The 23,805-nt window shown below is 71.6% G+C and carries 18 protein-coding genes and 1 tRNA gene; 14 read left to right on the top strand and 5 right to left on the bottom strand.

What is annotated here, in order from left to right; all coding sequences use genetic code 11:
• The first annotated feature begins 5 nt into the window (after window positions 1-5).
• Window positions 6-230, top strand: a complete 225-nt coding sequence (locus DCI01S_RS05765) for a hypothetical protein (protein ID WP_007627187.1) — start codon at window positions 6-8, stop codon at window positions 228-230.
• A 190-nt stretch (window positions 231-420) separates the two neighbouring features.
• Here the strand turns inward: DCI01S_RS05765 and DCI01S_RS05760 are convergent, their stop codons facing one another.
• The 3 genes from DCI01S_RS05760 to DCI01S_RS05750 are packed head-to-tail and all read right to left on the bottom strand — an operon-like array spanning window position 421 to window position 2,837.
• A complete protein-coding gene (locus DCI01S_RS05760; protein ID WP_061228349.1) occupies window positions 421-1,221 on the bottom strand; it encodes an LLM class F420-dependent oxidoreductase in 801 nt (266 codons plus the stop codon).
• A 50-nt stretch (window positions 1,222-1,271) separates the two neighbouring features.
• Window positions 1,272-1,649: a DUF4334 domain-containing protein gene (locus DCI01S_RS05755; RefSeq protein WP_007627189.1), complete on the bottom strand. Its 378-nt coding sequence runs from the start codon at window positions 1,647-1,649 to the stop codon at window positions 1,272-1,274.
• 45 nt (window positions 1,650-1,694) lie between these two features.
• The gene (locus tag DCI01S_RS05750; protein WP_007627190.1) at window positions 1,695-2,837 is read right to left on the bottom strand and encodes an acyl-CoA dehydrogenase family protein; all 1,143 of its coding nucleotides are present in this window, start codon (window positions 2,835-2,837) and stop codon (window positions 1,695-1,697) included.
• A 134-nt stretch (window positions 2,838-2,971) separates the two neighbouring features.
• Between DCI01S_RS05750 and DCI01S_RS05745 the strand changes: the two genes are divergently transcribed.
• From DCI01S_RS05745 to fadD5, 5 genes are all read left to right on the top strand, one after another.
• Window positions 2,972-4,468, top strand: coding sequence for an aldehyde dehydrogenase family protein (locus tag DCI01S_RS05745; protein WP_007627191.1), 1,497 nt, complete (start codon window positions 2,972-2,974; stop codon window positions 4,466-4,468).
• A gap of 6 nt (window positions 4,469-4,474) precedes the next feature.
• Window positions 4,475-5,554 (top strand): oxygenase MpaB family protein, encoded by a 1,080-nt coding sequence (locus DCI01S_RS05740; RefSeq protein ID WP_007627192.1) that lies wholly within the window; start codon window positions 4,475-4,477, stop codon window positions 5,552-5,554.
• A 313-nt stretch (window positions 5,555-5,867) separates the two neighbouring features.
• The gene (locus tag DCI01S_RS05735; RefSeq protein ID WP_174521532.1) at window positions 5,868-6,854 is read left to right on the top strand and encodes an NAD(P)H-dependent flavin oxidoreductase; all 987 of its coding nucleotides are present in this window, start codon (window positions 5,868-5,870) and stop codon (window positions 6,852-6,854) included.
• Window positions 6,851-7,642, top strand: a complete 792-nt coding sequence (locus DCI01S_RS05730) for an enoyl-CoA hydratase-related protein (RefSeq protein ID WP_007627195.1) — start codon at window positions 6,851-6,853, stop codon at window positions 7,640-7,642. Before DCI01S_RS05735 ends, DCI01S_RS05730 begins: the two co-directional genes overlap by 4 nt.
• Window positions 7,643-7,701: 59 nt before the next feature.
• On the top strand, window positions 7,702-9,285 hold the full coding sequence (fadD5, locus tag DCI01S_RS05725) for a fatty-acid--CoA ligase FadD5 (RefSeq protein WP_007627197.1): 1,584 nt from the start codon (window positions 7,702-7,704) through the stop codon (window positions 9,283-9,285).
• A gap of 253 nt (window positions 9,286-9,538) precedes the next feature.
• On the opposite strand, the gene DCI01S_RS05720 is transcribed toward fadD5, so the two are convergent.
• Complete coding sequence (locus DCI01S_RS05720; protein ID WP_007627198.1) at window positions 9,539-10,249, bottom strand: GntR family transcriptional regulator; 711 nt, start codon at window positions 10,247-10,249, stop codon at window positions 9,539-9,541.
• A gap of 500 nt (window positions 10,250-10,749) precedes the next feature.
• Between DCI01S_RS05720 and DCI01S_RS05715 the strand changes: the two genes are divergently transcribed.
• The 5 genes from DCI01S_RS05715 (at window position 10,750) to DCI01S_RS05695 (ending at window position 19,928) form a co-directional block, all read left to right on the top strand.
• Window positions 10,750-11,550 carry a crotonase/enoyl-CoA hydratase family protein gene (locus DCI01S_RS05715; protein WP_007627199.1) on the top strand — a complete coding sequence of 267 codons (801 nt, stop codon included), beginning with the start codon at window positions 10,750-10,752 and terminating at the stop codon, window positions 11,548-11,550.
• 74 nt (window positions 11,551-11,624) lie between these two features.
• Entirely contained in the window at window positions 11,625-14,207 is a 2,583-nt protein-coding gene (locus tag DCI01S_RS05710; protein WP_100086214.1) for a carboxylate--amine ligase/circularly permuted type 2 ATP-grasp protein, read from the top strand.
• Window positions 14,208-14,274: 67 nt separating this feature from the next.
• Window positions 14,275-16,881: a carboxylate--amine ligase/circularly permuted type 2 ATP-grasp protein gene (locus DCI01S_RS05705; protein ID WP_050797105.1), complete on the top strand. Its 2,607-nt coding sequence runs from the start codon at window positions 14,275-14,277 to the stop codon at window positions 16,879-16,881.
• Window positions 16,874-18,763: an alpha/beta hydrolase family protein gene (locus DCI01S_RS05700; RefSeq protein WP_007627203.1), complete on the top strand. Its 1,890-nt coding sequence runs from the start codon at window positions 16,874-16,876 to the stop codon at window positions 18,761-18,763. The genes DCI01S_RS05705 and DCI01S_RS05700 overlap by 8 nt, the downstream gene beginning before the upstream one ends.
• On the top strand, window positions 18,741-19,928 hold the full coding sequence (locus DCI01S_RS05695) for a M20 family metallopeptidase (RefSeq protein ID WP_007627205.1): 1,188 nt from the start codon (window positions 18,741-18,743) through the stop codon (window positions 19,926-19,928). The genes DCI01S_RS05700 and DCI01S_RS05695 overlap by 23 nt, the downstream gene beginning before the upstream one ends.
• A gap of 168 nt (window positions 19,929-20,096) precedes the next feature.
• Here the strand turns inward: DCI01S_RS05695 and selD are convergent, their stop codons facing one another.
• A complete protein-coding gene (gene selD / locus DCI01S_RS05690) occupies window positions 20,097-21,107 on the bottom strand; it encodes a selenide, water dikinase SelD (RefSeq protein WP_007627206.1) in 1,011 nt (336 codons plus the stop codon).
• 142 nt (window positions 21,108-21,249) lie between these two features.
• On the opposite strand from selD, the gene DCI01S_RS05685 reads away from it, so the two are divergent.
• The 3 genes from DCI01S_RS05685 to selB all read left to right on the top strand — a co-directional run.
• A tRNA-Sec gene (locus DCI01S_RS05685) sits at window positions 21,250-21,345 on the top strand.
• A gap of 138 nt (window positions 21,346-21,483) precedes the next feature.
• Window positions 21,484-22,746 carry an L-seryl-tRNA(Sec) selenium transferase gene (gene selA, locus DCI01S_RS05680; RefSeq protein WP_061228392.1) on the top strand — a complete coding sequence of 421 codons (1,263 nt, stop codon included), beginning with the start codon at window positions 21,484-21,486 and terminating at the stop codon, window positions 22,744-22,746.
• Window positions 22,746-23,805, top strand: a 1,060-nt coding sequence (selB, locus tag DCI01S_RS05675; protein WP_174521531.1) for a selenocysteine-specific translation elongation factor, incomplete at its 3' end; no start/stop codon positions are given. The genes selA and selB, both read left to right, overlap by 1 nt.

The raw sequence follows: 23,805 nt of genomic DNA, 5'->3' as shown, positions 1-23,805 counted from the left end.
CGGCGGTGGCTCGGAGCGGCGGTGACGCCCTGGGCGCCCGGCAGCGGCTGGAGGTCATCGGCGGGTTCGTCGGGTTCTTCACCGTGCTGGCGTTGGTCAACGCGGTGGGCTTGATCCTCACCGGGCGACCGTCGATCTTCGCCTCGCTCGTGCTGGTGCTCATGCTGGTGGCGTCGTGGTACACCTACCGGACGTGGCGCCGGGTCGACCGGGCGGTCAAGCGGGGCTGACCCGCCGCGGTCTGCGCCGACACGCGCCCGCCCCAGCCCGCCCGGCCCGCCCGGTTCCCTCCCAACCCGAAATCCGCTACTCGGAATGCGGATTCGCTACGCCGATCGGGATAGCGGATTCGGAATCCAAGTAGCGGATTTCCAGCGCCAACGGGCAGGCTCGGCGCCGACGGGCAGGGTCAGCGCCGAGTCAGCGGCCGTCGCGCCAGGCCACCAGCGACTCGACCAGGTCCAGCGGGTAGTCGGGGCCGTTGAGCCCGACCGTGAAGAGGGTGACGCCCTCGGCGTGCAGGTCCTCGGCGAGCCGCTTCGCCTCGTCGGGTGAGCTGGCCCCGCCGATCTCCGTCGACCGCTCGATCTCGCCCGGATCGCGCCCCACGTCCGCGCAGTGCCCGGCGAGCACCTCCGACTTGTGGCGGTAGGTCTCCACGTCCACGAACGAGTGCCAGATGTCGGCGTGGCGGGCCACGTGTCGCAGGGTCTTCTTCTCACCGCCGCCACCGAGCAGCACGGGGATGTCCCTCGTCGGGGCGGGGGTGAGCGTGGCGAAGCGCTGCTCGATCCGCTCGAGGGAGTGCCCGAGGTCGTCGAGCCGCGAGCCCTTGGTGCCGAACTCGTAGCCGTACTCGGCATAGTCCCGCTCGAACCATCCGCTGCCCAGGCCCAGGATGAGGCGGCCGCCGGAGATGTGGTCGACGGTCCGGGCCATGTCGGCGAGCAGGTCGGGGTTGCGATAGGTGTTGCAGGTGACCAGGGCGCCGATCTCGACGCGTTCGGTCTGCTCGGCCCACGCGGCCAGCATCGTCCAACACTCGAAGTGGGCGCCGTCGGGATCACCGTAGAGCGGGAAGAAGTGGTCCCAGTTGAAGACCACGTCCACGCCCGCGTCTTCGGAGCGTCGGACGGCGTCCCGGATCAGTCCGTAGTCCGGCGAGTGCTGCGGCTGGAGCTGGACGGCGATGCGGACCGGGCGCGTGGGGTTCGGGGTCATGCGCCCCATTGTGGGGCGTGGCGCCGCCCCGCGCACCCGGCCCGTGCGTCTCAGCGCTCGCGCTCCAGGACGAACCAGAAGTGCTCGCCCTCGTGCACGGTGCGGCGCCCGTTCATCACCGCGAGGAGGGTGTCGGGTCCGACGACGGCGAAGTGGTCGATCACCGGCAGGCGGTCGTACACCATGGAGGCGGTCGGGCGGCCGCGGAAGGAGACCTCCCACAGGGACGCCCCGCCCCCGCCGGTCGCCGAGGTGTCCGGCACGACCTCACCGGAGTCGTCGGTGACGAGGATCGGGTCCACCTTGCGGGCCTCGGTGAAGTCCTTGCCCCACCAGCGCATCTGCCCGAGCATGCCGAACATGGGGTGCCCGGTGTCCAGGCCGATGCCCTTCCAGCGGCTGCCCGCGATGTCGTCGCGCGGCGACACCCGCGGTCCCTGCGGTCCCGGCCGCCCCGGCTGTACCGGCGGTGCTCACAGGCCGAGCGTCTTGCCGATGATGTCCCGCTGGACCTCGTTGGTGCCGCCGTAGATGGTGGAGACCACCGCCTGGCGGACCAGACGTTCCATCCCGTACTCGGTGGCGTACCCGTACCCGCCCATGGACTGCATGCACTCGAGCGTGACCCGCTTGCTCAGCTCGGACGCCTTGAGCTTGGCCATGGAGGCCTCACGCGGGAACAGGGCCGTGGGGTCGGCCTCGTCGACCTTCCTGGCGACCGCGTAGACGAGCAGGCGCGTGGCCTCGATCTCGGTGGCGAGGTCGGCCATACGGTGGCGGAGCACCTGGAAGGAGCCGACGGGGCGGCCGAACTGCTCGCGCTCCTTGATGAAGGTCAGGCAGTCGTCGAACGCCCGCTGGGCCACGCCGAGCTGCATGGCGGCGAGGATGAGGCGCTCGGTGTTGAGCCCGGTCATGAGCTGCGCCCAGCCGCCGCCGACCTCTCCGATCACGGAGTCGGCGGGCAGGCGGACGTCGGTGAAGTAGAGGTCGTTGACCTCCTTGCCGCCCATGGTCTCGATCCCGGTGATCTGCAGGCCCTCGATGTCCGCGGGCACGTCGAACATCGTGATGCCCTCGTGCTTCTTGCCCGACGAGTCGGTGCGGGCGACGAGCAGGATGCGGTCGGCGAAGTGGGCGTTGGAACACCAGGTCTTCTGCCCGTTGATCACCCAGTCGTCGCCGTCGCGCTCGGCCTTGCAGCGCAGGGCGGCGACGTCGGACCCGGCGCCGGGCTCGGACATCGAGATGGACAGGGTCCCGCCGTTCACGACCAGCTCGAGGGCGCGCCTGCGCTGCTCCTCGGTCCCGAACTTCTGGTACGCGGCGGCCGTGATGAGGGTGGGGCCGATGCCGCCGATCGGGGCGAGGCCGCGCAGGGAGTGCTCGAGCAGGAGGCACAGTTCGACGGCACCGACGTCGGAGCCGCCGTACTCCTCGGGGACGGTCAGCCCCAACCATCCGAGCTCGGCCATCTTGGAGTAGATGTGCGGCGAGTGGGTGCCGCCCTCGGTGGTGAGCTCGCGTCGCTTCTCGACGCCGCCGACCTCGCGCGCGCAGAAGTCATCGATCGACTTGGCGAAGTCACGCTGCTCTTCGGTGAGGATGTCGAACACTTCTCGCCTCGTTTTTCTGTGTGGCTGCCCCGGTATCTGTCACGGGGTGTCGGTTGGGTGCACACTGGACTACTGTGGCCCGTATCACGGCACGCTACATCAAATATATGTGATCGGAAGCGAGAGGACCTCAGATGACGACAACCGAGCCCAGCAAGACCGGCCCCACGTTCGCGAGCCTGGACCCCCGCGACGGCACCGTCCTCGCGGAGTACCCCGTCGCCGGTCCCGAGGAGGTCGCCCTCGCCGTGGAGCGTGCGCGTGCCGCGGCCCGCTGGTGGGCGAACCAGGGTCCGCGGGGTCGCCGTGAGTGGCTGCTGGAGTACAAGCGGGCGATCTCGTCCAGGGCCGAGGAGTTGGCGTCCCTGATCTCCGCCGAGACCGGGAAGCCGGACGAGGACGCGACCCTCGAGGTCATGCTCACCGTCAGCCATCTGGAGTGGGCGGCCAAGAACGCGGACAAGGTCCTGCGACGGCGCTCCGTCTCGGCCGGGCTGCTCATGAGCAACCAGGCCGCCTACGTGGAATATCAGCCCTACGGCGTGGTCGGCGCGATCGGCCCGTGGAACTACCCCGCGTTCACCCCGATGGGCACGCTGTCCTACGCCATGGCCGCGGGCAACGCGGTGGTGTTCAAGCCCAGCGAGCTCACGCCGGGTGTTGGCGTGTGGCTGGCGGAGGTGTGGGATTCCCTGGGCGCCTCCCAGCCGCTCATCCAGACGATCACCGGTGACGGCTCGACGGGTGCGGCGTTGTGCCGGGCGGGCGTGGACAAGCTCGCGTTCACCGGCTCCGCCGCGACGGGCCGCAAGGTCATGGCCGCCTGCGCGGAGACGCTCACGCCGGTCGTCATCGAGGGCGGTGGCAAGGACGCCCTGCTCGTCGACTCGGACGCGGATCTCGACGCGGCCGCCGACCAGGCGGTCTTCGGCGCCATGGGCAACGCGGGCCAGACCTGCGCGGGCGTGGAGCGGATCTACGTCCACTCGGACGTCCACGACGCGTTCGTCCAGAAGTTCACGGCCAAGGTCCGCGCGCTCACCCCGGGCAACTCCATCTCCTCCAGCTACGGGCCCATGACGCTGCCGGCACAGGTCGACATCGTCCGCAGGCACGTCAAGGACGCACTCGCGAAGGGGGGCAGGGCCGTACTCGGCGGCGAGGACTCCGTCGGCGAGAAGATCATCGAGCCGGTCGTCCTGGTCGACGTCCCCGAGAACTCGTCCGCGATCACCGAGGAGACCTTCGGCCCCACCGTCGTGATCAACCCTGTCGCGGACCTGGAGGAGGCGATCGAGAAGGCGAACGCCAGCAGCTACGGCCTCGGCGGTTCGATCTTCACCGGCAACAAGAAGCGGGGGCTGGCCCTCGCGGAGAAGTTGGACGTGGGCATGGTGTCGGTCAACTCGTTCCTCGCGTTCGCCGGTATCCCGGCGTTGCCGTTCGGCGGTTCGGGTGACTCGGGCTTCGGCCGTATCCACGGCGCCGACGGGTTGCGCGAGTTCGCCCGCCCCAAGGCCATCACCGCGCAGAAGTTCGCGGCCCCGCTGAACCTCATGACCATGACCCGCAAGCCGCGTGACATCAAGATCGTCAAGTGGATGCTCGCGAACGTCCAGGGAAGGATGTGAGGTGAGATGACCGCCACCTCCGAGAGAACCGAGGAGATGACGACGACGACGAGGGCCGCGGCCACCGAGCGGTCCGCCGTGCCCGGGGTGTTCGGACCGATCCCGGCCGACCTCGTCGCCGACTCCGCCGTCGACCACCCGCTCACGGCAGGGGTCCCGTTCAGGCCCGGGCGCTGGTACTGGCGTGATCTCATCGCGACTCTCGATCCGGTGGCGGACGCGGCGGAGATCCACCGCATCACCTCCGCGTACGAGTTCCCGTGGGACTATCAGCGGGCGCTCGAGCTGGCGCTGTACCGGACCTACTGCATCCCTTCGGTGTCGGCGGTCCTGGAGCAGGCGGGCAACTTCCGCGATCACCCGCAGAAGCGGTACGACGACACCGCGCTGCTCATGGTGGAGCTGGTCGAGCACGGGTACGACTCGCCCCGCGGCAAGGAGGCGCTGCGGGTGATCAACCGCCAACACGCGATGTACGAGATCACCAATGACGACATGCTCTATGTGTTGTCGACGTTCATCTACGAACCGCTCGAGTGGATCGATGCGAACGGCTGGCGGCGTCTGCATCCGAACGAACGGCTCGCGGCGTTCCACTTCTACCGCGCAGTCGGGGAGCGGATGAAGATCAAGGGGATCCCGCAGGACATCGGGGAGTTCCGGCGCTGGCGGGACGACTACGAGGCGCGCACCATGCGCTACGCCCGGACCAACGAGCTCATCGGGACGTACACGCTCGATCTCATGTGTTCCTGGTACCCGGAGCCGGCCCGGCCGGTGGTCCGCAAGGTCGTGCAGGCGCTGATCGACGACGACATGACCCGCGCCTTCGGCTTCCCGTGGCCTCCTCCGGCGTTCCGCGAGGCCGCCTACGCGGCGCTGCGGATGCGGTCGAAGGCTGTGCGGTGGCTGCCGGTCCGCCGCCGCGAGCTCGGGTCCCGTCGGACCGAGAACCGGACGTACCCGGGATACCCGGAGGGTTACCGTCCCGCCGACCTGGGGGCCTGCCCCATCCAGCCGCGCGACCGGGTGGTCGCCTGCCCGGTCGTGCACGCTCCAGCCGCCGGCTCCACCGGAGCCGCCTAACCCGGCGGAACTGCCGCCGCGCCCCGCGATTTCCGCACGTCGGGACGCCGAACCCGATGCCCGGAGAGGGTGCGTGACCCACGAGGGCGTGAGGGGCACATGGGTGCGCTTTCCGGGTTAGGTGGAACACGGTGTGATCTTGACAACACCGGCTACAGTGGGCATCGCGTAGCGACACTTACACATATATGTGATCGGATCCATGGTCGTTCTGGAGGGACGACGTCATCGCGGTCGGTTGCAGAAGGGATCAGTCGCCCGTGCCAAGTCCTGAGGCCACCTCCGGTGGCACCTACGAGGAGGTCCAGCCGTGATCCGCACCCGATTCACCGAGGAGTTCGGCGTCCGTCATCCCATCGTCCAGGGCGGCATGATGTGGGTCGGCCGCGCCGAACTCGCCGCCGCCGTGTCCGAGGCCGGCGCGCTGGGGATCATCACCGGACTCACCCAACCCACGCCCGAGGACCTGGTCAAGGAGATCGCGCGCTGCCGGGAGATGACCGACCAGCCGTTCGGCGTCAACCTCACGATCCTTCCCGCGATCTCTCCGCCCCCGTACGCCGAGTACCGGCAGGCGATCGTCGAGTCGGGCGTGAAGATCGTCGAGACGGCCGGGTCCAATCCCAAGGACCACCTACCGGTGTTCCACGAGGCCGGCATCAAGGTGATCCACAAGTGCACCTCGGTCCGCCACGCGATCAAGGCCGAGCAGCTCGGTGTGGACGCGGTGTCGATCGACGGCTTCGAGTGCGCGGGCCACCCGGGGGAGGACGACGTCCCCGGCCTGGTGCTCATCCCTGCCGCGGCGGCGAGGCTGTCCATCCCGATCCTCGCCTCCGGCGGGATCGCCGACGCCCGCGGCATGGTGGCAGCACTGGCGCTGGGAGCCGACGGCGCCAACATGGGCACCCGCTTCATGTGCACGGCCGAGTCGCCGGTGGCCGAGCAGGTCAAACAACAGATCGTGGCCAACACCGAGCTCGACACGAAGCTGATCTTCCGGACACTGCACAACACCGCGCGGGTGGCCGCCAACGCCGTCTCCGCCGAGGTCGTGTCGAAAGAGGCCGAGGGTGCCGAGTTCTCCGACATCCAGCACCTCGTCGCCGGAGCCCGCGGACGCAAGGTCTTCGAGGACGGCGACCTGGACGCGGGCATCTGGAGCGCCGGCCAGTGTCAGGGTCTGATCCACGACGTACCCACCGCGGCGGAGCTCGTCGACCGGATGATGGCCCAGGCTGAGGAGATCATCACCGGCAGGCTGGCCGGGATGGTCGAGGCGGGGGAGACGGTCCGATGACCGCGACCGGACGTGACGCCATCAAGGTCGACCATGACGACCTGGGCGTGACCACGATCAGTATCAACCGGCCCGACCGGATGAACGCGCTCGACCACCCCACCGTCACCGCGCTGACCGAGCTCATCATCGAACACGGCAGCGATCCGGGCACCCGGGTCATCGTGCTTTCAGGGGAGGGCGGGGCGTTCACCACCGGAGCTGACTTGCAGGCGATCAAGGACGCCGGCGCGGACGCGCCCAGCCCCGACGCGACCATGGCCGGGGCCGCCGCACTGGTCCGCGCGGTCCTCACGGCCCCGGTCCCGGTAATCGCCGCCGTCACCGGCCCGGCGGCCGGGGTGGGCGTCTCGCTCGCGCTGGCCTCCGACCTCGTCCTCATGTCGGAGGACGCCTACCTGCTGTTCGCGTTCACCAACATCGGACTCATGCCCGACGGCGGCGCCAGCGTGCTGCTGCCCGCGGCCGTCGGACGATCGATCGCCTCGCGCATGCTGCTGCGTGGCGACGCCGTCTCCGCCGCGGAGGCCCACGACGTCGGACTGGCCATGGAGGTCCACCCGACCGCGGACCTCGAGCCCGCCGCCGCGAAGCTCGCCCGCCGACTGGCCCGGGGTCCGCGCCGCGCCCTGGAACTGACCAAGAGGGCCGTCACCGGGGCCACGCTCGCCGAGCTGGACGCGGCCCTGGCCAGGGAACACGAGGGCCAGTGCGAGCTGCTGATCTCCCCCGACTTCGCCGAGGGCGTGTCCTCGATCCTCGAGAAACGGCGCCCGAACTTCTCCTGAACCGTCCCTCCTGTCACCTGCCCCTCCCGTCACCCACCGCCCTACGAAAGGCCGAGATCATGACCACCGCCACGGATCCCATCGCCGAACTCCACGCGGCACGTCGCAACAACTGGAACACGTGGGTCGCCACCCACGCCGAGATGCAGCCCGACGCCGAGGCGCTGCGGTTCCTCGGCCAGACCTCCACGTGGTCCCAGCTGCACGACCGCAGCAACCGCTTCGCCGACGCGTTGGCCCGCCGCGGTGTGGGCAGGGGCGACCGGGTCATGCTCATCACGCTCAACAACCCGGAGTTCGTCGAGGCGGTCCTGGGCATCAACGAGCTGGGTGCCATCGCGGTCCCGGTGAACTTCCGTCTCACCCCCGGCGAGCTCGCCTACCTGGTCAGCGATTGCACGCCGAAGGGCGTCATCACCGACGCGATGCTCGCCCCGCTCGTCGGCGCGATCCGCGCCCAGGGCGAGGAGCCGGGCCACCACATCGTCATCGGCGGTGAACCGGGGACGCCCGACCAGACCACGTACGCGGACGCGATCGCGGAGGAGGGCCAGCCGCACGAGCCCGTCGACGTCCCCGAGGACTCCACCGCGCTCATCATGTACACCTCGGGCACCACGGGTCGCCCCAAGGGCGCGATGCTCTCCTACGAGAACCTCACGGCGCAGTCCCTGACCTGCATCCGGGTGTTCCGACTGTTCGAGGAGGACGGGCGCGCACTGTGCGCCGCCCCGATGTTCCACATCGCGGCGCTCGGCTCGATCGCGCCGAGCCTCCAACTCGGCGGCGTCACGGTGGTCCACCCGCTGCAGGCCTTCGACCCCGCAGCGGTCCTGGACACCCTCGAGGCCGAGCACATCACCAGCATCTTCCTCGTCCCCGTGCAGTGGCAGGCCGTCTGTGCCGAGCAGCAGGCCCGCCCGCGCAGCCTGGTGCTGCGCACCATCTCCTGGGGCGCGGCCCCGTCCACCGACACGATCCTGCGCGCCATGGCCGAGACCTTCCCGGACGCCCTGAACTGCGCGGTGTTCGGCCAGACCGAGATGAGCCCCATCACCTGTGCCCTCGACGGCGATGACGCGATCCGCAAGATCGGCTCCGTCGGCAAGGTCATCCCCACCCTCCAGGCCCGCGTCGTCGACGCCTTCGGCGAGCTCGTCGGCCCGGGTGAGATCGTCTACCGCGGTCCCACCACCATGTCCGGCTACTGGAACAAGCCCAAGGAGACGGCGGAGGCCTTCGAGGGCGGGTGGTTCCACTCCGGCGACCTGGTCCGCATGGACGACGAGGGCTTCGTCTACGTGGTGGACCGCAAGAAGGACATGATCATCTCCGGCGGCGAGAACATCTACTGCGCCGAGGTGGAGAACATCATCGCCGGGCACCCGAGGATCCGCGAGGTCGCGGTGATCGGCCGCAAGGACGACAGGTGGGGCGAGGTCCCCGTCGCAGTGGTCGCCCAGAACGTGGAGGACGGCGTTGCCGATCTCACCCTCGAGGAGCTCAGCGAGTGGCTGCGGGACAAGCTCACCGGCTTCAAGCTCCCCAAGCATCTGGTCCACGTCGACGAACTCCCCCGCAACGCCAGCGGCAAGGTCGTCAAGGGCACACTGCGTTCCGAGCACGGCACCGTGGGCGTCTGAGCTGGTGTCCCGGCTCCCGTCCGACCACTCCGGGAGAGCAGGGAAGTGCTCACCAGCTCTATCGTCGGGCCGGATCCACAGGTGCGCGACCACCGGCTTCCTGCAGCGACCGTTCCGGGATGAACTCGGAATCCCGTGGAGTTCGCACGCGGCCCGACGAACTCCCCCGGACGGTTCGGACGGCCACCCACCGCATCCTGTTCAAACCGATCTGAGGTGGAGAGTGCGGACGGACCGATCACTGAAGTGGGACTCAGTGCTCGGGGTCGAGTTCCGGTGCGCGCTCGTCGTCCCACACGCCCGCTCGCTCGAGATGGGCGATGAGCAGACTCGCGCCACCGGTGAACTCGGCGTCCACCACTTCGTGGGCCGTCTCGACGTCGCCGTCACGCAGCGCCTCGAGCATGCGGCGGTTGTCCGTCAGTGCGCCCGCACGCCACTCGGGGTCGTCCGCGTACAGCCGGTAGGGCATGTAGCGGGCGGCGTTGGACAGGAACCGGGACAGCTTGTCCGAGCGGGAAGCCCGGTTGAGGCACCGGTGGATCGCGTACTGGGCGTGCACCACGCCGTCGGTGTCATCTGACGCGGATGCCTTCTCGAATTCGTCGATCAGACGACCGTGGAACTCGAGAGTTTCCGCGTCGTAGCGGGTGATGGCCCGGTCGACGATGCGCTTGGAGAGTTCCGCTTGGAGCCAGAAGATGTCCTCGATGTCCTGGCGGCTCATCGGCGAGACCAGGTAGCCGCGCCGCGGCACCAGATCGACGAGGCCCTCGCCGCGCAGGGTGAGTAGTGCCTCCCGGACCGGGGTCACGCTCACCCCGAGTGCGGAGGCGGTCTCGTCGAGCCGGATGAAGGACCCCGGGCGGACATCGCCGCTCATGATCCGAGTCCGCACGTGGTCGGCGACCTCCTCGGAGAGCTGCGGGCGCTGGCCGAGTCGTGTGGGGGCCACGTCCGCCACCTCATTCCACGAGAGAAGGGCACCCACCCGGAGCGCCGAGACCGATGATCTAAATCAAATATATCTGTAGTGGCTCACACTACCTCGCCGGGGGCGGGGCATCCACCCACCGCCGAGAAGGGTTCACGTGAAACATCTCTCGCTCGCCTTCGTTTCGGTTATGACAACCCTCGACCGGCCCGTCTCCTCGGGGCGCTGCAGCGCGGGTCGGAATCGGCGACAGTTCGGCGGTGGCCCCGCGGCGACCGTCGGCGACCCGCGAGTGGCGCCCCCGACCCGCGACATGGAGCCCGACCGGCGGGGCACGGTGCCCGACCGGCGGGGCGCCTGGGCCCGCCCGCACCGGGACCGGCCGAGGGGAAGGATGCGTTTACGCGCAGCGACGTCGGCCGTGCCACTCGAGCGTGCGATGCGCGGACATCCGCACGAACCTTCCTGCGGAGAGGGCCGAATAGCGCGGAGGGGCTGCGTGGCAGCCACCGCCGGGCGAGACTGGGCCCATGACGTCAACCGAGAACCGTCCCGCCGTCCGTACCGAGCGCCGGGACCACGTCCTACTCGTCACCCTCGACCGCCCGGAGGCCCGCAACGCCGTCAACGGCGAGGTCAGCACGCTGCTGGGCAACGCGCTGCACGAGGCGGACACCGATCCCGAGATCCGGGTCGTGGTGATCACCGGCGCGGGAGAGCGGTCGTTCTGTGCGGGCGCCGACCTCAAGGCCATCTCCCGGGGTGAGGACATCTTCCCGGTCGAGAACCGGTGGTGGGGATTCGCGGGGATGATGCAGCAGTACGTCTCGGTCCCCGTGATCGGCGCGGTCAACGGCACCGCACTGGGTGGGGGCTGCGAGATCGCCCTGGCCTGCGACCTCGTGGTGGCCGCCGACCACGCGGTGTTCGGTCTGCCGGAGGTGCGGCGTGGGCTCATCGCCGCCGCCGGTGGCGCGTTCCGGCTGCCGGCCCAGCTGCCCCACCGGGTGGCCATGGAGATGATGCTCACCGGCGAGCCGATCACCGCCGGGCGGGCGCTCGACCTGCACCTGATCAACCACGTCGTCCCGGCCGACCGGCTGCTCGACACCGCGCTCGAGCTCGCCGGGACCATCGCCGCCAACGCGCCGCTGGCGGTCCAGGGGACCAAGCGGGTCGCGCTCGGTATCACCGACGGCGGGCGTCCGGCGGAGGTCGACCAGTGGAAGGTCAATGACACGGAGATGATCACCGTCATGACCTCCGAGGACGCGGCGGAGGGCCCGAGGGCGTTCGCGGAGAAGCGTGCCCCGGTATGGAAGGCGCGCTGAACCCGGATCCGATGAGACCCATCCCACAATCCGACCGGATGTGAACTCCGCCCCCCCGGCCCTACACTTCCTTTATGGAAGCAGTGTTGAGGTCGATGGTCGTCGAAGAGGACCTGCACGTCCTCGACACCGCGAGCAGGGAGTTGACGCCCCGGGCGGCGGAGCTGCTGGCCCTGCGGGGTGGAGGTGGCGCGGGAGAGGAACTGCGCAACTGCGTCATCCGCGCCGCGACCGCCCCTGCCGGGTCCGCGACGGAGCTGCGGTCGGCCCTCCGCGCGGAGCGGGCGGGGCTCAACGGGGCGGGGGCCGAGCTCGGGCTGGCGGTGGTCGCCGCCGGGGCCGTCCCGCTCGTGCCCCCCGGGTCCGCCCTCGTCGACGAGACGCCGAGGACTCGTCGACTCCTGGCCGACTACGAGTACCTGGCCCGGGATCAGATCTACTGTGGCGTCCGGATCCGGGTGGAGGCCCATGGCGCAGACGAGGCGGTCGCGGTGTCCTGCCGGATCGCTCCGTACCTGCCGGTGTTCCTCGCGCTCACGGCGAGCTCGCCCTTCCTGAGGGACGGGTCGGACTCCGGCTACGCGAGTTGCCGCTCGGTGGCGGCCTCGCAGTGGCCCACGGCGGCGCCCGTGGCGGGCGTGTGCTCGGCCGCCGAGTACGACGAGCTGGTGGCCGACCTCGTGGCCAGCGGGGTGGTCGTCGATGCGTCGATGGTGGACTTCGGTGTGCAGCCCGGGGCCGACCGGCGGTCCGTGGAGCTGCAGGTGGGCGACGCCTGTCCCTCCGCCGACGCCACCGTTCTGGCCGCCGCCCTGTTCCGGGCCCTCGTCGAACGCGAGGCGACCGCCGTCGCCGACGGCGCCGGGTCGGCGGCCCCCGCCGAGACGAGGCTGCGGGCAGCCCTGTGGCGCGCGGCCCGGTCGGGCCTCGAGGGTGATCTCGTGGACCCCGTCACCTTCCGGGCCCGGCCCGCCACCGACGTCGTCTCGGATCTGGTGGAGTCCCTGACCGGCGAGTTGAGCCGCTCGGGCGACCTCGACACCGTGCGCACCCTCCTCGACAACGCGCTCTACAACGGCAGCAGTGCGTTCCGGCAGCGCCAGGCCCTCCGTCGGCGGGGACACCCCCACGACGTGGTCGACCTGCTCGCGGCGGAGACCGCCGGGATCAGCGGTCCCCGGTCGGCGGTCCCCGACGCCCACTCCCGACTGTTCGGCGTCTACGAACCGATCGAGGGCCTCGACGCCGACCCGAGCTGGGACGAGGCGGTCGAGGAGGGGGGTGCCCCCCGTGAGGCCTACGCTCCCGTGATGTCGGCCCTGGACCGGGCGGGCACCGTGCGGCTCCGGTCGCGACAGGTGACGGCGGAGAAGGAGGCCTCGGTGGCCGGGGTGACGTTCCGGGTCACCGGACAGGAGCGGCCCCAGGCGTTCCCCATGGACTTCGTACCCCGCATCATCTCGCCCGAAGTGTGGCGGGTGCTGGCCGCCGGCACGGAGCAGCGCGCCCGCGCCCTGGACGCCTTCCTCGACGACATCTACGGCCAGCGCGAGTTCGTGCGCGCGGGGCACATGACGCCCGAGTCCCTGGACCGCGCCCCCGGTCACCGCAGCACGGGACGCGTACAGCGGCCGGGTCGGACGCGGGCGCACATCTGCGGGATCGACCTGGTGTGCGGGGACGACGGCACGTGGTTCGTGCTGGAGGACAACGTCCGGGTGCCCTCCGGGATCGCCTTCTCCCACGCCCTGCGACAGATGACCACCTCCCTGTTCGGCGACCTCACGGGCGGGTTCGATCTCCACGCGCCGGACGAGGCGTTCGGCATGATCCGCGAGACGCTCGAGGCGGCCGCCCCGCCGGCCGCCGGGGACGAGCCGCAGCTCGCGGTCGTCTCCTCCGGGTCGGCAGATTCGGCCTGGTTCGAGCACCGACTCATCGCGCAGCGCACCGGACTGCCGCTGGTCACGCCAGACCGGCTCACCTTCCGGGACGGGGTGCTGCACCATCGCGCGGGCCGCGACCTGCACCGGGTGGATGTCATGTACGCCCGGATAGACGAGGACATGCTCCTCAGCTCGCCGGGCGACGACGGCATCCCGCTGCGCGACGGGCTGCTGGACGCGCTCGGCGCCGGTCGGCTGACCATCGCCAACGCCCTCGGCAACGGGGTGGCCGACGACAAGGCCGTCTACGCCTCCGTCCCCGCCATGATCGACTTCTACCTGGGGGAGACCCCGATCCTCGAGCAGGTCCCCACCTACCTGTGTGCCGACCGGACGCAGCGGGACCTCGTGTTGGACCGCCTCGGCGAGCTGGTGGTCAAGCCGATCGACGGGTACGGCGGACTCGGGATCACCATCGGGCCGGAGTGCTCGGAGGCGGAGCTGGCCGCCCGCCGGGAGGACCTGCTCACCCGGCCGGAGGGGTTCATCGCCCAGGAGGTCGTGCCCCTGTCCACGTTGCCGACCTTCGACGGCACCCGGATGCAGCGCCGACACGTGGACCTCCGCGCGTTCGCCCACGTCCGACGCGAGGGGGGCAGGACCACCGCACACGCGGTCCCGGCCGGGCTCACCCGGGTCGCGCCGGCGGGATCGATGATCGTCAACTCCTCGCGGGGCGGCGGCGGCAAGGACACGTGGATCATGCGGTGACCCCCGCGCCGGGCCCGGAGAGCTGCTGCGGGTGCGGGCTCGCCCGGGTTCGCTTAGCGTGGGAATGATGACCGACGCACAGCGATGGATCAGAGTCGAAGAGGAACTCCACCTCGTCGACACGAGGACCCGGCGACCGGTTCGGCGGGCAACGGAGGTGCTCGCCGCTCTCGGCGACACCGGGCAACGGGGACAGGAGGGCCACGTCCGGCCGGAGCAACACGGCGCGATCGTGGTCGCGGACGCGGGCGCCCACACCGGGCTCGGCGAGCTCGGGGACACCCTCCGCCGCAACCGGACCCGCCTGGCGGAGGCCGCCAACGGACTGCGGACCGGGGTGGTCGCGGCAGGGTCGCTGGCCTCGCCCGGCGTGGAGTTCGACCCCGCCCCGCAGGACCCCCACCCCGCGCCGGGCCGCGAGTCGCAGACCCGCGCCTCGGCCGGCTTCCGGGTGGTGGTCGAGACCGCCGACGCCGACGAGGCCCAGTACGCGGCCCGACGGGTCGCCGCCCTCGCGCCGGTGCTGCTGGCACTGTCGGCGAGTTCCCCCTACTGGGCCGACGGCACCGATTCCGGGTACGCCTCCACCCGCTACTTCGAGAGCCAGTGGTCGCCCGCACACCTGCCCGCCTATGCCGCCGACACCGCCGACGAGGCGCTCGCCTGCGAGGACGAGATCGTCGCCACCGGCGTGGTCGCGGGACGGGAGGGGATCGCGGTCGACGTCCGCCCCGCCCGGGACGGGGACGGGATCGAACTCGTGGCCTGCGATTCCTGCAGCACGATCGACACCCTCGTCGTCGTCGCCGCCCTGTTCCGCGCGGCGGTCGACCGCGTCCTCGCCGAACGGGACGCCGGTCAGGACTCCGGATCCGGTGGGTGGGACGGACCCTCCGACGCCGTGCTGGCCGCGGCGTTCTGGCGCGCCGCACGCTCCGGACTCGAGGGGGACCTCGTGGACGTGGCGACCGGGCGCCCCCGCCCCGCCACCGAGGTGCTCACCGGACTGGTCGACGACCACGTCGACCACCTCCGGGCCGGAGGCGAACTCGACCTGGTGCTGAACCTGCTCGACGGGGTCCGCGGTTCCGCGACCTCGGCCACCCGCCAACGCGCGGCGCACCGCCGACGGGGACGCCGCAGCGACGTGATCGCCGTCCTGCTGGCCGAGACCGTCGAGCGGATCCGCCCCCGGGACACCGCCGACGACCGCGGGATGCGACACATGCTCGCCTCCTACTCGCCGCTCGGGGAGGCGGTCACCGAGGAGGTGCACGACGAGGCCATCTCCGAGGACGGCACCCCGCGGCCCGAGTACGTGGACCTGCTCAAGTCCGTGTCCGACATGGGCCCCGAGGTCCTGTGCGAGCGTAAGGAGCAGGTGGACGACACGCTGCGCTCCATGGGCATCACGCTCAAGGTGTACGGCAAGGACGAGCCGCAGGTCTTCCCGCTGGACTCCGTCCCGCGGATCGTCCCGGCTGACCAATGGGCGCGGATCTCTGCGGGCATCGAGCAGCGGGCGCGCGCGATGGAGATGTTCCTGCGCGACATCTACGGGGCGGGCGAGATCAGCCGGGCCGGCGTGGTCCCCGCCGAGGCGCTCCAGCGCGCACCGGGGTTCCGTCCCACCGGACGCGCGGTGCCCGAGGGCGTCCTCCACGCCCCGGTGTGTGGCGTGGACCTGGTCTCCACGGCGCCGGGCGAGTGGATCGTGCTCGAGGACAACCTGCGGATGCCCGGGGGGATGGCGATGGCGGTCGCACTGCGCGACCGGATCGCCGAGGGTTTCCCCGAGTTCGGTGCGCGGTCGGAGGTCCACGACCCCCGCGAGGCGCTGGCGATGCTGACCGACACCCTGCGGGCGGCCGCGCCCGAGGGGGTCGACGATCCCGCCATCGGCGTGGTGGTCGCCGAGGACGAACTCGAGGCGTACGACCTCAAGAGTGTCACGGAGGCGGTCGGTGGCACCCTGGTGACGCCCTCGGACCTGGTGTGCGAGGACTCCGCCCTGTGGCGGGTCGAGGGCGGGGAGCGGCAGAAGATCGACGTGCTCTACGTCCGTATGGACGAGGAGATGCTCCTGTCCTCTACGGGCGCAGATGGCACCGCGCTGCGCAGTGGGCTTCTGAACGCGATGGCGGAGCACGGCGTCGCCGTGGTCAACGCGCCCGGCAACGGTGCCGCCGACGACAAGGCGATCTACGCCATGGTCCCCAAGATCATCGACTTCTACCTGGGCGAGAAGCCTCTCATCGGCCAGGTCGACACGTACCTGTGCGCCGACCCGGACCAGCGTCGACAGGTCCTCGACCGGCTCGGCGAGCTGGTCGTCAAGCCGATCGACGGCTACGGCGGGTCCGACATCACCGTGGGCCCGGAATGCTCGCCCCGGGAGCTCGACGAGCGTCGGGACGAGCTGCGCCGCCACGGGGACCGGTTCGTCGCGCAAGAGGTGCAGTCGCTGTCCACCCTGCCGACGTTCGACGGCCGCGAACTGCAGCGTCGCCACGTGGACATGCGGGCGTTCGTCATGTTGCGGCACGGTGAGGGGGGAGAGATCGCCGCCACGGCCCCGCCTGTCGCACTGACGCGCGTGGCCCCGGCGGGCACCATGGTCGTCAACGCCTCGAGCGGAGGCGGCGGAAAGGACACCTGGATTCACCGTGCCTGACACCACCGAGGTCGACGTCGAGGTCACCGAGGAGGCCGAGTCCCGCGACGTCGCGGGACCACCCGACGACGCCGCCGGGGGGGCCACCCAGATCCGCCACACCACGTCCCCCAACCTGTCGCCCGACGGGTCGATGTTGGCGTGTGTGGTCACCGAGCGCACCGGCTACCCGCGCGCCGTGCAGCGGCCGTTGGGGCCGGGTGGGCTGGACGGGGCCGGGCCGGAGCGCGACGTCGTGCTGCCCGTCGACGGCCCCGTGCGCCGCGTGGCCTACTCGCCCAACGGCAGGTGGCTCGCCTGCGAGGTCGCCCCGGACGGCGGCGAGCGCGAACGGATCTGGCTGGTCACCACCGACCCCGACGATCACGACGTCTACCCCGTCGACACCGTGGGCGACGCCACCGTCCAGATCGTCGGCTGGGACGGCGACCTGCTCGCGGTGACGGCGTTCGACTCCGAGGGCCTGGCCGAGGGCCGCCTCGTGGACCCCGAGACCGGGGAGCACACCGTCGTCGATCGACGGATGGGCGGTGCACTGGTCCACGCGTGGGACGGAGCCGCGCTGTTCCGGGTGGGTGCCCGCGGTAACCGCGAGTTGCTGCGCATCGTCCCCGACGGCCGGTGGTGGCCACTGCTACCCGTCGACACCGGCTCCACCACGGACGCCGGGGTCATCCTCGACGCGGGGGACGACGACCGTCCCATGCGGATGGTCGTCCGCAGCGACCATTCGGCGGACCGGATGGGCCTGCTCGCGGTCGAGGCGGACGAGGACTCCACCGAGTCCTGGCCGGTGGCGTTCCGCACCGACGCCGATCTCGACCGCGTCGAGGTGAGCCTGGACCGCTCGACCGCGGTGCTGCTGTGGAACGTGCGCGGTGGTCTGTCGGAGATCGAGGTCCTCGACCTACGGCCGGAGCGCCCCCGCGTGATCGTTCGGCCACCGCTGCCCGAGGTCGTGGCGACCTCACCCACGCTCACCGCAGACGGCCGGTTGCTCGCGCTCACCATCGAGAGCCTCGACCAGCCGCCGCGCGTGGTGATGTACGACGTGGACAACCGCAGGTGGACCGGGCGGCCGCCCGAGCAACCCGACCCCGCGCCGACGTTGGTCGAGTTCACCGCCCGTGACGGGCTCCAGCTCAGCGGCTGGCTCTACCGTCCCGACATCGGCGACGAACCGGGCCCGACCGTGGTCCACCTCCACGGCGGTCCCGAGGGGCAGTCGCGCCCCGGGTACAACGACATCGCCCGCCGCTACCTCGACATCGGCGTGAACTACTTCCTGCCCAACGTGCGCGGCTCCACCGGCTCGGGGCGTTTCTTCAGTCACGCCGACGACCGCTACGGTCGCTTCTCCGGCATCGACGATGTCGAGGACGCGTTGCTGCACCTGATCGACGAGGGCATCGCCGATCCAGGCCGGGCGGTGGTCTCGGGCCGGTCCTACGGCGGCTACCTGGTCAACGCCACCCTGGTCCGCCACCCCGGCAGGTGGCGAGGCGGAATCGCCGCGTGCGGGATGAGCGACCTGCAGACCTTCTACCGCACCACCGAGCCGTGGATCGCCGCGGCCGCCTACCCCAAGTACGGCAACCCGCTCCAGGAACGTGAGCTACTGCGGGAGGTCTCGCCCCTACGGCGGTACCACCACGTGGACGTCCCGATGCTCTTCGTCCACGGCGCGCACGACACCAATGTGCCGCTCAGCGAGACCGATCAGGCCGTGGAGTTCCTGCGCCGGCGCGGCGTACCGGTGGACGTCCTGCTGTTCGAGGACGAAGGTCATGAATTCGTGAAATTGGCCAACCGGCAGCGTCTCGGCGACCGGGTGGTCCAGTTCTGCCAGGAGGTGTTCGATGTTCGGACGCAAGAAGAATGAGACCCCCGACCCGACCGGGTTCGAGGGCCGGCTCGTCGGGTGGCGGCGGCACATCCACGCCCACCCCGAGCTGTCCTACGAGGAGCGGGAGACGACCGAGTACATCGAGGGCGAGCTCCGCTCGATGGGGCTCAAGCCCGAGCGGTTCGAGGTGGGCACCGGGCTGTGGTGCGACATCGCGGCCGCCGACGGGGCCACGTCGACCGACGTGGTGGCGCTGCGCGCGGACATCGACGCGCTGGCCATGAGCGAGGAGTCCGGCGAGTCCTTCTCCTCCGAGGTCGAGGGCGTCAGCCACTCCTGCGGGCACGACGGCCACACGGCGATGCTGCTGGGCGCCGCCGAGATGCTGGTCGCCGACCCGCCGCCCCGCCCGGTGCGCCTGATTTTCCAGCCGGCCGAGGAGACGATGCCCGGCGGTGCCAAGGACTGCGTCGAGGAGGGCGTGGTCAAGGGCGTCGACCGCATCCTCGCGCTGCACTGCGACCCGCACCGCCCGGTCGGCGAGGTGGGCGTGACCGGCGGGGCCATCACCTCGTCCAACGCCAAGATCGGCATCACCGTCCACTCGGACGGCGGGCACACCGCGCGTCCGCACGAGACCCAGGACACCGTCTTCACCCTCGCCCAGATCGTCACGGGCGTCACGGGCGTGATCGACCGGCGGATCGACCCGCGGTCCGGCACCGTGCTCACGTGGGCCTCGTTCAAGGCCGGCGGGTCCGCGCCCAACGTCATCCCCGACTCGGGCGAGATCTGGGGCACGCTGCGCAGTGCGGACCGGGATGTGTGGGCGACCGTCGAGCCGCTGGTCCGCGAGACGGTCGAGCGGATCGGTGCCCTGTACGGGGCGCGCACTGAGGTCGAGTACATCCAGGGTGTGCCGCCCGTGGTGAACGACGACGAGTGCGCCGACCTCGCGGCGAAGGCCGTCGAATCGGTACTCGGAACCGACGGGGTGGGCACCGCCGACCAGTCCAGCGGCGGCGAGGACTTCGCCTGGTACACCGAGGAGATCCCCGGCGTCTACCTGCGGTTGGGGGTGTGGGACGGCGAGTCCGAGGAGACGGATCTCCACCATCCGGGCTTCGTGCTGGACGAGCGGGCGCTGGCCCACGGTGCCCGCATCTTCGACGCGTTCGCCCGCCTCGACCGCCCCGCCTGAGCTGGCGGGGCGGATCCCGGCCGCGCGCGCTCACTCTCCCGCCCTCGTGCGCTCACCCTCCCGCCTTTGGGCGCTCACTCTCCCGCCGAGCAGAGGATTTCGCCGGTATCGCCCGAGAGCGGGTGTGCGAAACCCTCTGCTCGGCGAGGCGCGGGGAAACCGGCCCCGTCAGCGCACGGTGATCGCCGCGTCTCCGGCGGGGACGAGTTCGCCGATCACGGTGCCCCCCGGGATCTCCCCGGCCACGAGCAGCCCGCCGGAGGTCTGGGCGTCGGCGAGCAGGAGCAGCTCGTCCTCGTCCACGTCGGCCGCGAGGTGCGGACGTACCCAGTCGAGGTTGCGGCGCGTCCCGCCGCTGACGTATCCGTCGGCGAGCGCCTGACGGGCGCCCTCGAGGTAGGGCACCGCGGCGGGGTCGATCACGGCCGAGACGCCGCTGGCCCGGGCCATCTTGTACAGGTGGCCGAGCAGGCCGAACCCGGTGACGTCCGTGGCGCACTCGACCCCGGCGGCCAGGGCGTCCCGGGAGGCGACGTCGTTGAGGGTGGTCATCGTCTCGATCGCCTCGCGGCTCACCTCCCCGGTGTTCTTGTGCCGACAGTTGAGCATCCCGATCCCCAGCGGCTTGGTGAGCGACAGCGGCATCCCGGCCCGGCCCGCGTCATTGCGCAGCAGCCGGTCCGGGTCCGCCAGCCCGGTGACGGCCATGCCGTACTTGGGCTCGGGGTCGTCGACGCTGTGCCCGCCGGCCACGTGGCATCCGGCGGCGCCGGCCACCTCCTGGGCGCCACGCAGCACCTCTCCGGCCATCTCGTACGGCAGGACGTCCATCGGCCAGCACAGCAGGTTGATCGCCATGATCGGCGTCCCGCCCATCGCGTAGACGTCGGACAGCGCGTTGGCCGCGGCGATGCGCCCCCAGTCGTACGGGTCGTCGACGACGGGGGTGAAGAAGTCGGCGGTGCTGATGACGGCCCGGCCACCGGTGATCCGCACCGCCGCCGCGTCGTCGCCGTCGTCGAGGCCCACGATGAGTTCCGCGGCCGGATCGCGGACCGGGGCCCCGACGAGTCCGGAGACGACGTTCTCCAGCGCGCCGGGCGGGATCTTGCAGGCGCAACCGCCACCGTGGGCGTACGAGGTCAACCGGGCGGGGGACGAAGTGGTGTCGGTGGCCATGCCCCGACCCTAGCCACGCGAGCGGCCGGGCGGGTGACCACGAGAGCGGCCGGGCGGGTGACCACGAGAGCGGCTGGTGGGCACCCACGCGCGAGGATCACCGGGCGCGTCCGGCGACGAACGCCTACCCTCGTGGTGGCAGGGAGGCGTCCGGGCACCTGGTGGTCCCCGCGGTCTTCAAAACCGACGTGGCCGAGTATCTCGGTCAGGCGGGTTCGATTCCCGTCCGCCTCCGCCACAACCGTCCGTAAGGGGAGCGACGATCGCCGAGCAGCCGCCCGCGGGGCCCACGCGGACCGCCGCCGACGATCCACGCTCGGTGCCGCCCCGGCCCGCTTCCGACGATCCACGCCGACGCATCCCGTCCACCGACGTCCTGCTCCGCGATCCCCGGCTCGCCGCCGCCGTCGCCGACCTGGGCCGCGAGTTGGTCAAGACAGAGATCCGGCGCGCGCAGCAGCGGGCCCGCTCGGGCGACCTCGACCCGGCGAGCATCGTCGACGCCGTCGTCGCGGCCCTGCCCACCGCCGCGGTGACCCTGACCCGGGTCCTCAACGCCAGCGGCGTGCTGCTGCACACCAACCTCGGCCGCGCGCCGCTGTCCGATGCCGCGGTGCGGGCACTCGCCGAGGCGGCGGGGACCAACGACGTGGAGCTGGATCTGGCGACGGGACGCCGCGGCAGGCGGGGCCGCGGGGCGCTGGACGCCCTGCGCGCGGCGGTCCCGACGGCCGGTGACGTGCACGTGGTGAACAACGGCGCGGCCGCCCTCGCGCTGGCCGTGACGGCGCTGGGCGGCCCGGGCCGCACGGTCGTCATCGCGCGCGGCGAGATGGTCGAGATCGGCGACGGCTTCCGTCTGCCCGAGCTGCTCGAGTCCACGGGCACGCGCCTGCGGGAGGTCGGTACGACTAACCGCGTCAACGCCGAGGACTACGCCCGCGCCATCGACGACACCACCGCGTTCGTCCTCAAGGTGCACCCGTCGAACTTTGTGGTGAGCGGCTTCACCTCGTCCGTCCCGCCCGCCGATCTCCGCGGTCTCGGCGTGCCGCTGGTCGTCGACATCGGCTCGGGCCTGCTCACGCCCCATCCCGCGCTCCCCGACGAGCCGGACATGACGACCACGCTCGCCGCGGGTGCGGACCTCGTCACCTCGAGCGGCGACAAGCTGCTCGGCGGCCCGCAGGCCGGGGTCCTGGCGGGCGACGCCGAGCTCGTCCACCGCCTGCGGCGCCACCCGCTCGCCCGCGCGCTGCGGGTCGACAAGCTCACCCTCGCGGCGCTTGAGGCGACGTTGCGGGGGCCTCGCCCGCCCGTCGTGGCGGGGCTCGAGGCGGACCCCGTCGAGCTCATGTCGCGCGCCGAGCGCATCGCCGGCCGTCTGCACGACGCGGGGGTGGACGCGCGGGCCGTGCGGTCGGTCGCGGCCGTCGGCGGCGGCGGTGCACCGGGCGTCGAGCTCCCCAGCGCCGCGGTGTCCCTGCCGGACTCCTTCGCCGACGCGCTGCGCGCCGGCCGCCCCGCCGTCCTGGGGCGGGTCGCCGCAGGCCGGTGCCTCCTGGATCTGCGGGCGTTGCCTCCGGGTGACGACGACGAGCTCGCGACGCTCGTGCTCCGCGTGGGGGCGCTCGCCTGATGTTCGTCGTGGCCACCGCCGGGCACGTCGATCACGGCAAGTCGACGCTCGTCCGCGCGCTGACGGGCGAGGAGCCCGACCGGTGGGACGAGGAACGGCGCCGCGGACTGACGATCGACCTCGGCTACGCCTCCACCACCCTCGAGGACGGCCGGACCGTCGCGTTCGTCGACGTGCCCGGGCACCGGCGGTTCGTCCCGAACATGCTCGCCGGAGTGGGGCCGGTGCCGGCGGTGATGTTCGTCGTGGCGGCCGACGACGGCTGGATGCCGCAGTCCGCCGAGCACCTCGACGCCCTCGCGGCCCTGCGGGTGCGGCACGGGATCCTGGTGATCACCCGCAGTGACCTGCTGGAGCCGGAGCTCGCATTGGCGGAGGCCCGCGAGGCGCTCGCCGGGACCCCGCTCGCCGACATCCCGGCCGTGTGCGTCTCCGCGGTCACCGGCGAGGGCATGGACCGACTGCGCGCCGAGCTGGCCGAGCTCGGCTCGCTCTTGCCCCGGCCCGACCCCGATGCCGACGTGCGCCTGTGGGTGGACCGCTCGTTCACGATCGGCGGCGCCGGCACGGTCGTCACCGGGACCTTGCCCGCCGGCACGATCCGCGTGGGCGACTCGCTCGAACTCGGTCCGTCGGGCCAGCGCGTCACCGTGCGTGGCCTGCAGTCGCTCGGGCACACGCGGGACGAGGTGACCGCGGTGGCGCGGGTGGCCGTGAACCTCCGCGGGGTCGCCGCCGACGACGTCCCGCGGGGCAGCACCCTGGTCGCGCCGGGCCGCTGGCGGGCGGTCGACACGGTCGACGTGCGGGTCGACGGGCGGACCGACGCGCTGCCCGAGCAGATCATGGTGCATCTCGGCTCCGCGGCGGTGGCCGCCCGCGTCCGGCCCCTCGACGAGCGCCACGCGCGGCTGGCGATCTCCGCGCCGCTGCCGATGCGGATCGGGGACCGCCTGATCCTGCGCGAACCGGGCGCGGACCGGATCCCCTCGGGTGCCGTCGTCCTCGATCCCGCGCCGCCGGAACTGCGTCGCCGCGGCGCCGCCCGCCGGCGGGCGG

The sequence above is a fragment of the Dietzia cinnamea NBRC 102147 genome (assembly GCF_001571065.1).
Taxonomy (GTDB): domain Bacteria; phylum Actinomycetota; class Actinomycetes; order Mycobacteriales; family Mycobacteriaceae; genus Dietzia; species Dietzia cinnamea.
The sequence above is the reverse complement of the archived record's forward strand: the minus strand, read 5'-3'. Positions and strand labels throughout refer to the sequence as shown.

Coding starts and splice junctions, on each gene's coding strand:
- fadD5 (WP_007627197.1), top strand. CDS start 7,702: ATGACCACCGCCACGGATCCCATCGCCGAACTCCACGCGGCACGTCGC.
- selD (WP_007627206.1), bottom strand. CDS start 21,107: ATGGCCACCGACACCACTTCGTCCCCCGCCCGGTTGACCTCGTACGCC.
- DCI01S_RS05715 (WP_007627199.1), top strand. CDS start 10,750: ATGACGTCAACCGAGAACCGTCCCGCCGTCCGTACCGAGCGCCGGGAC.
- DCI01S_RS05710 (WP_100086214.1), top strand. CDS start 11,625: ATGGAAGCAGTGTTGAGGTCGATGGTCGTCGAAGAGGACCTGCACGTC.
- DCI01S_RS05730 (WP_007627195.1), top strand. CDS start 6,851: ATGACCGCGACCGGACGTGACGCCATCAAGGTCGACCATGACGACCTG.
- DCI01S_RS05740 (WP_007627192.1), top strand. CDS start 4,475: ATGACCGCCACCTCCGAGAGAACCGAGGAGATGACGACGACGACGAGG.
- DCI01S_RS05745 (WP_007627191.1), top strand. CDS start 2,972: ATGACGACAACCGAGCCCAGCAAGACCGGCCCCACGTTCGCGAGCCTG.
- DCI01S_RS05695 (WP_007627205.1), top strand. CDS start 18,741: ATGTTCGGACGCAAGAAGAATGAGACCCCCGACCCGACCGGGTTCGAG.
- DCI01S_RS05705 (WP_050797105.1), top strand. CDS start 14,275: ATGACCGACGCACAGCGATGGATCAGAGTCGAAGAGGAACTCCACCTC.
- DCI01S_RS05760 (WP_061228349.1), bottom strand. CDS start 1,221: ATGACCCCGAACCCCACGCGCCCGGTCCGCATCGCCGTCCAGCTCCAG.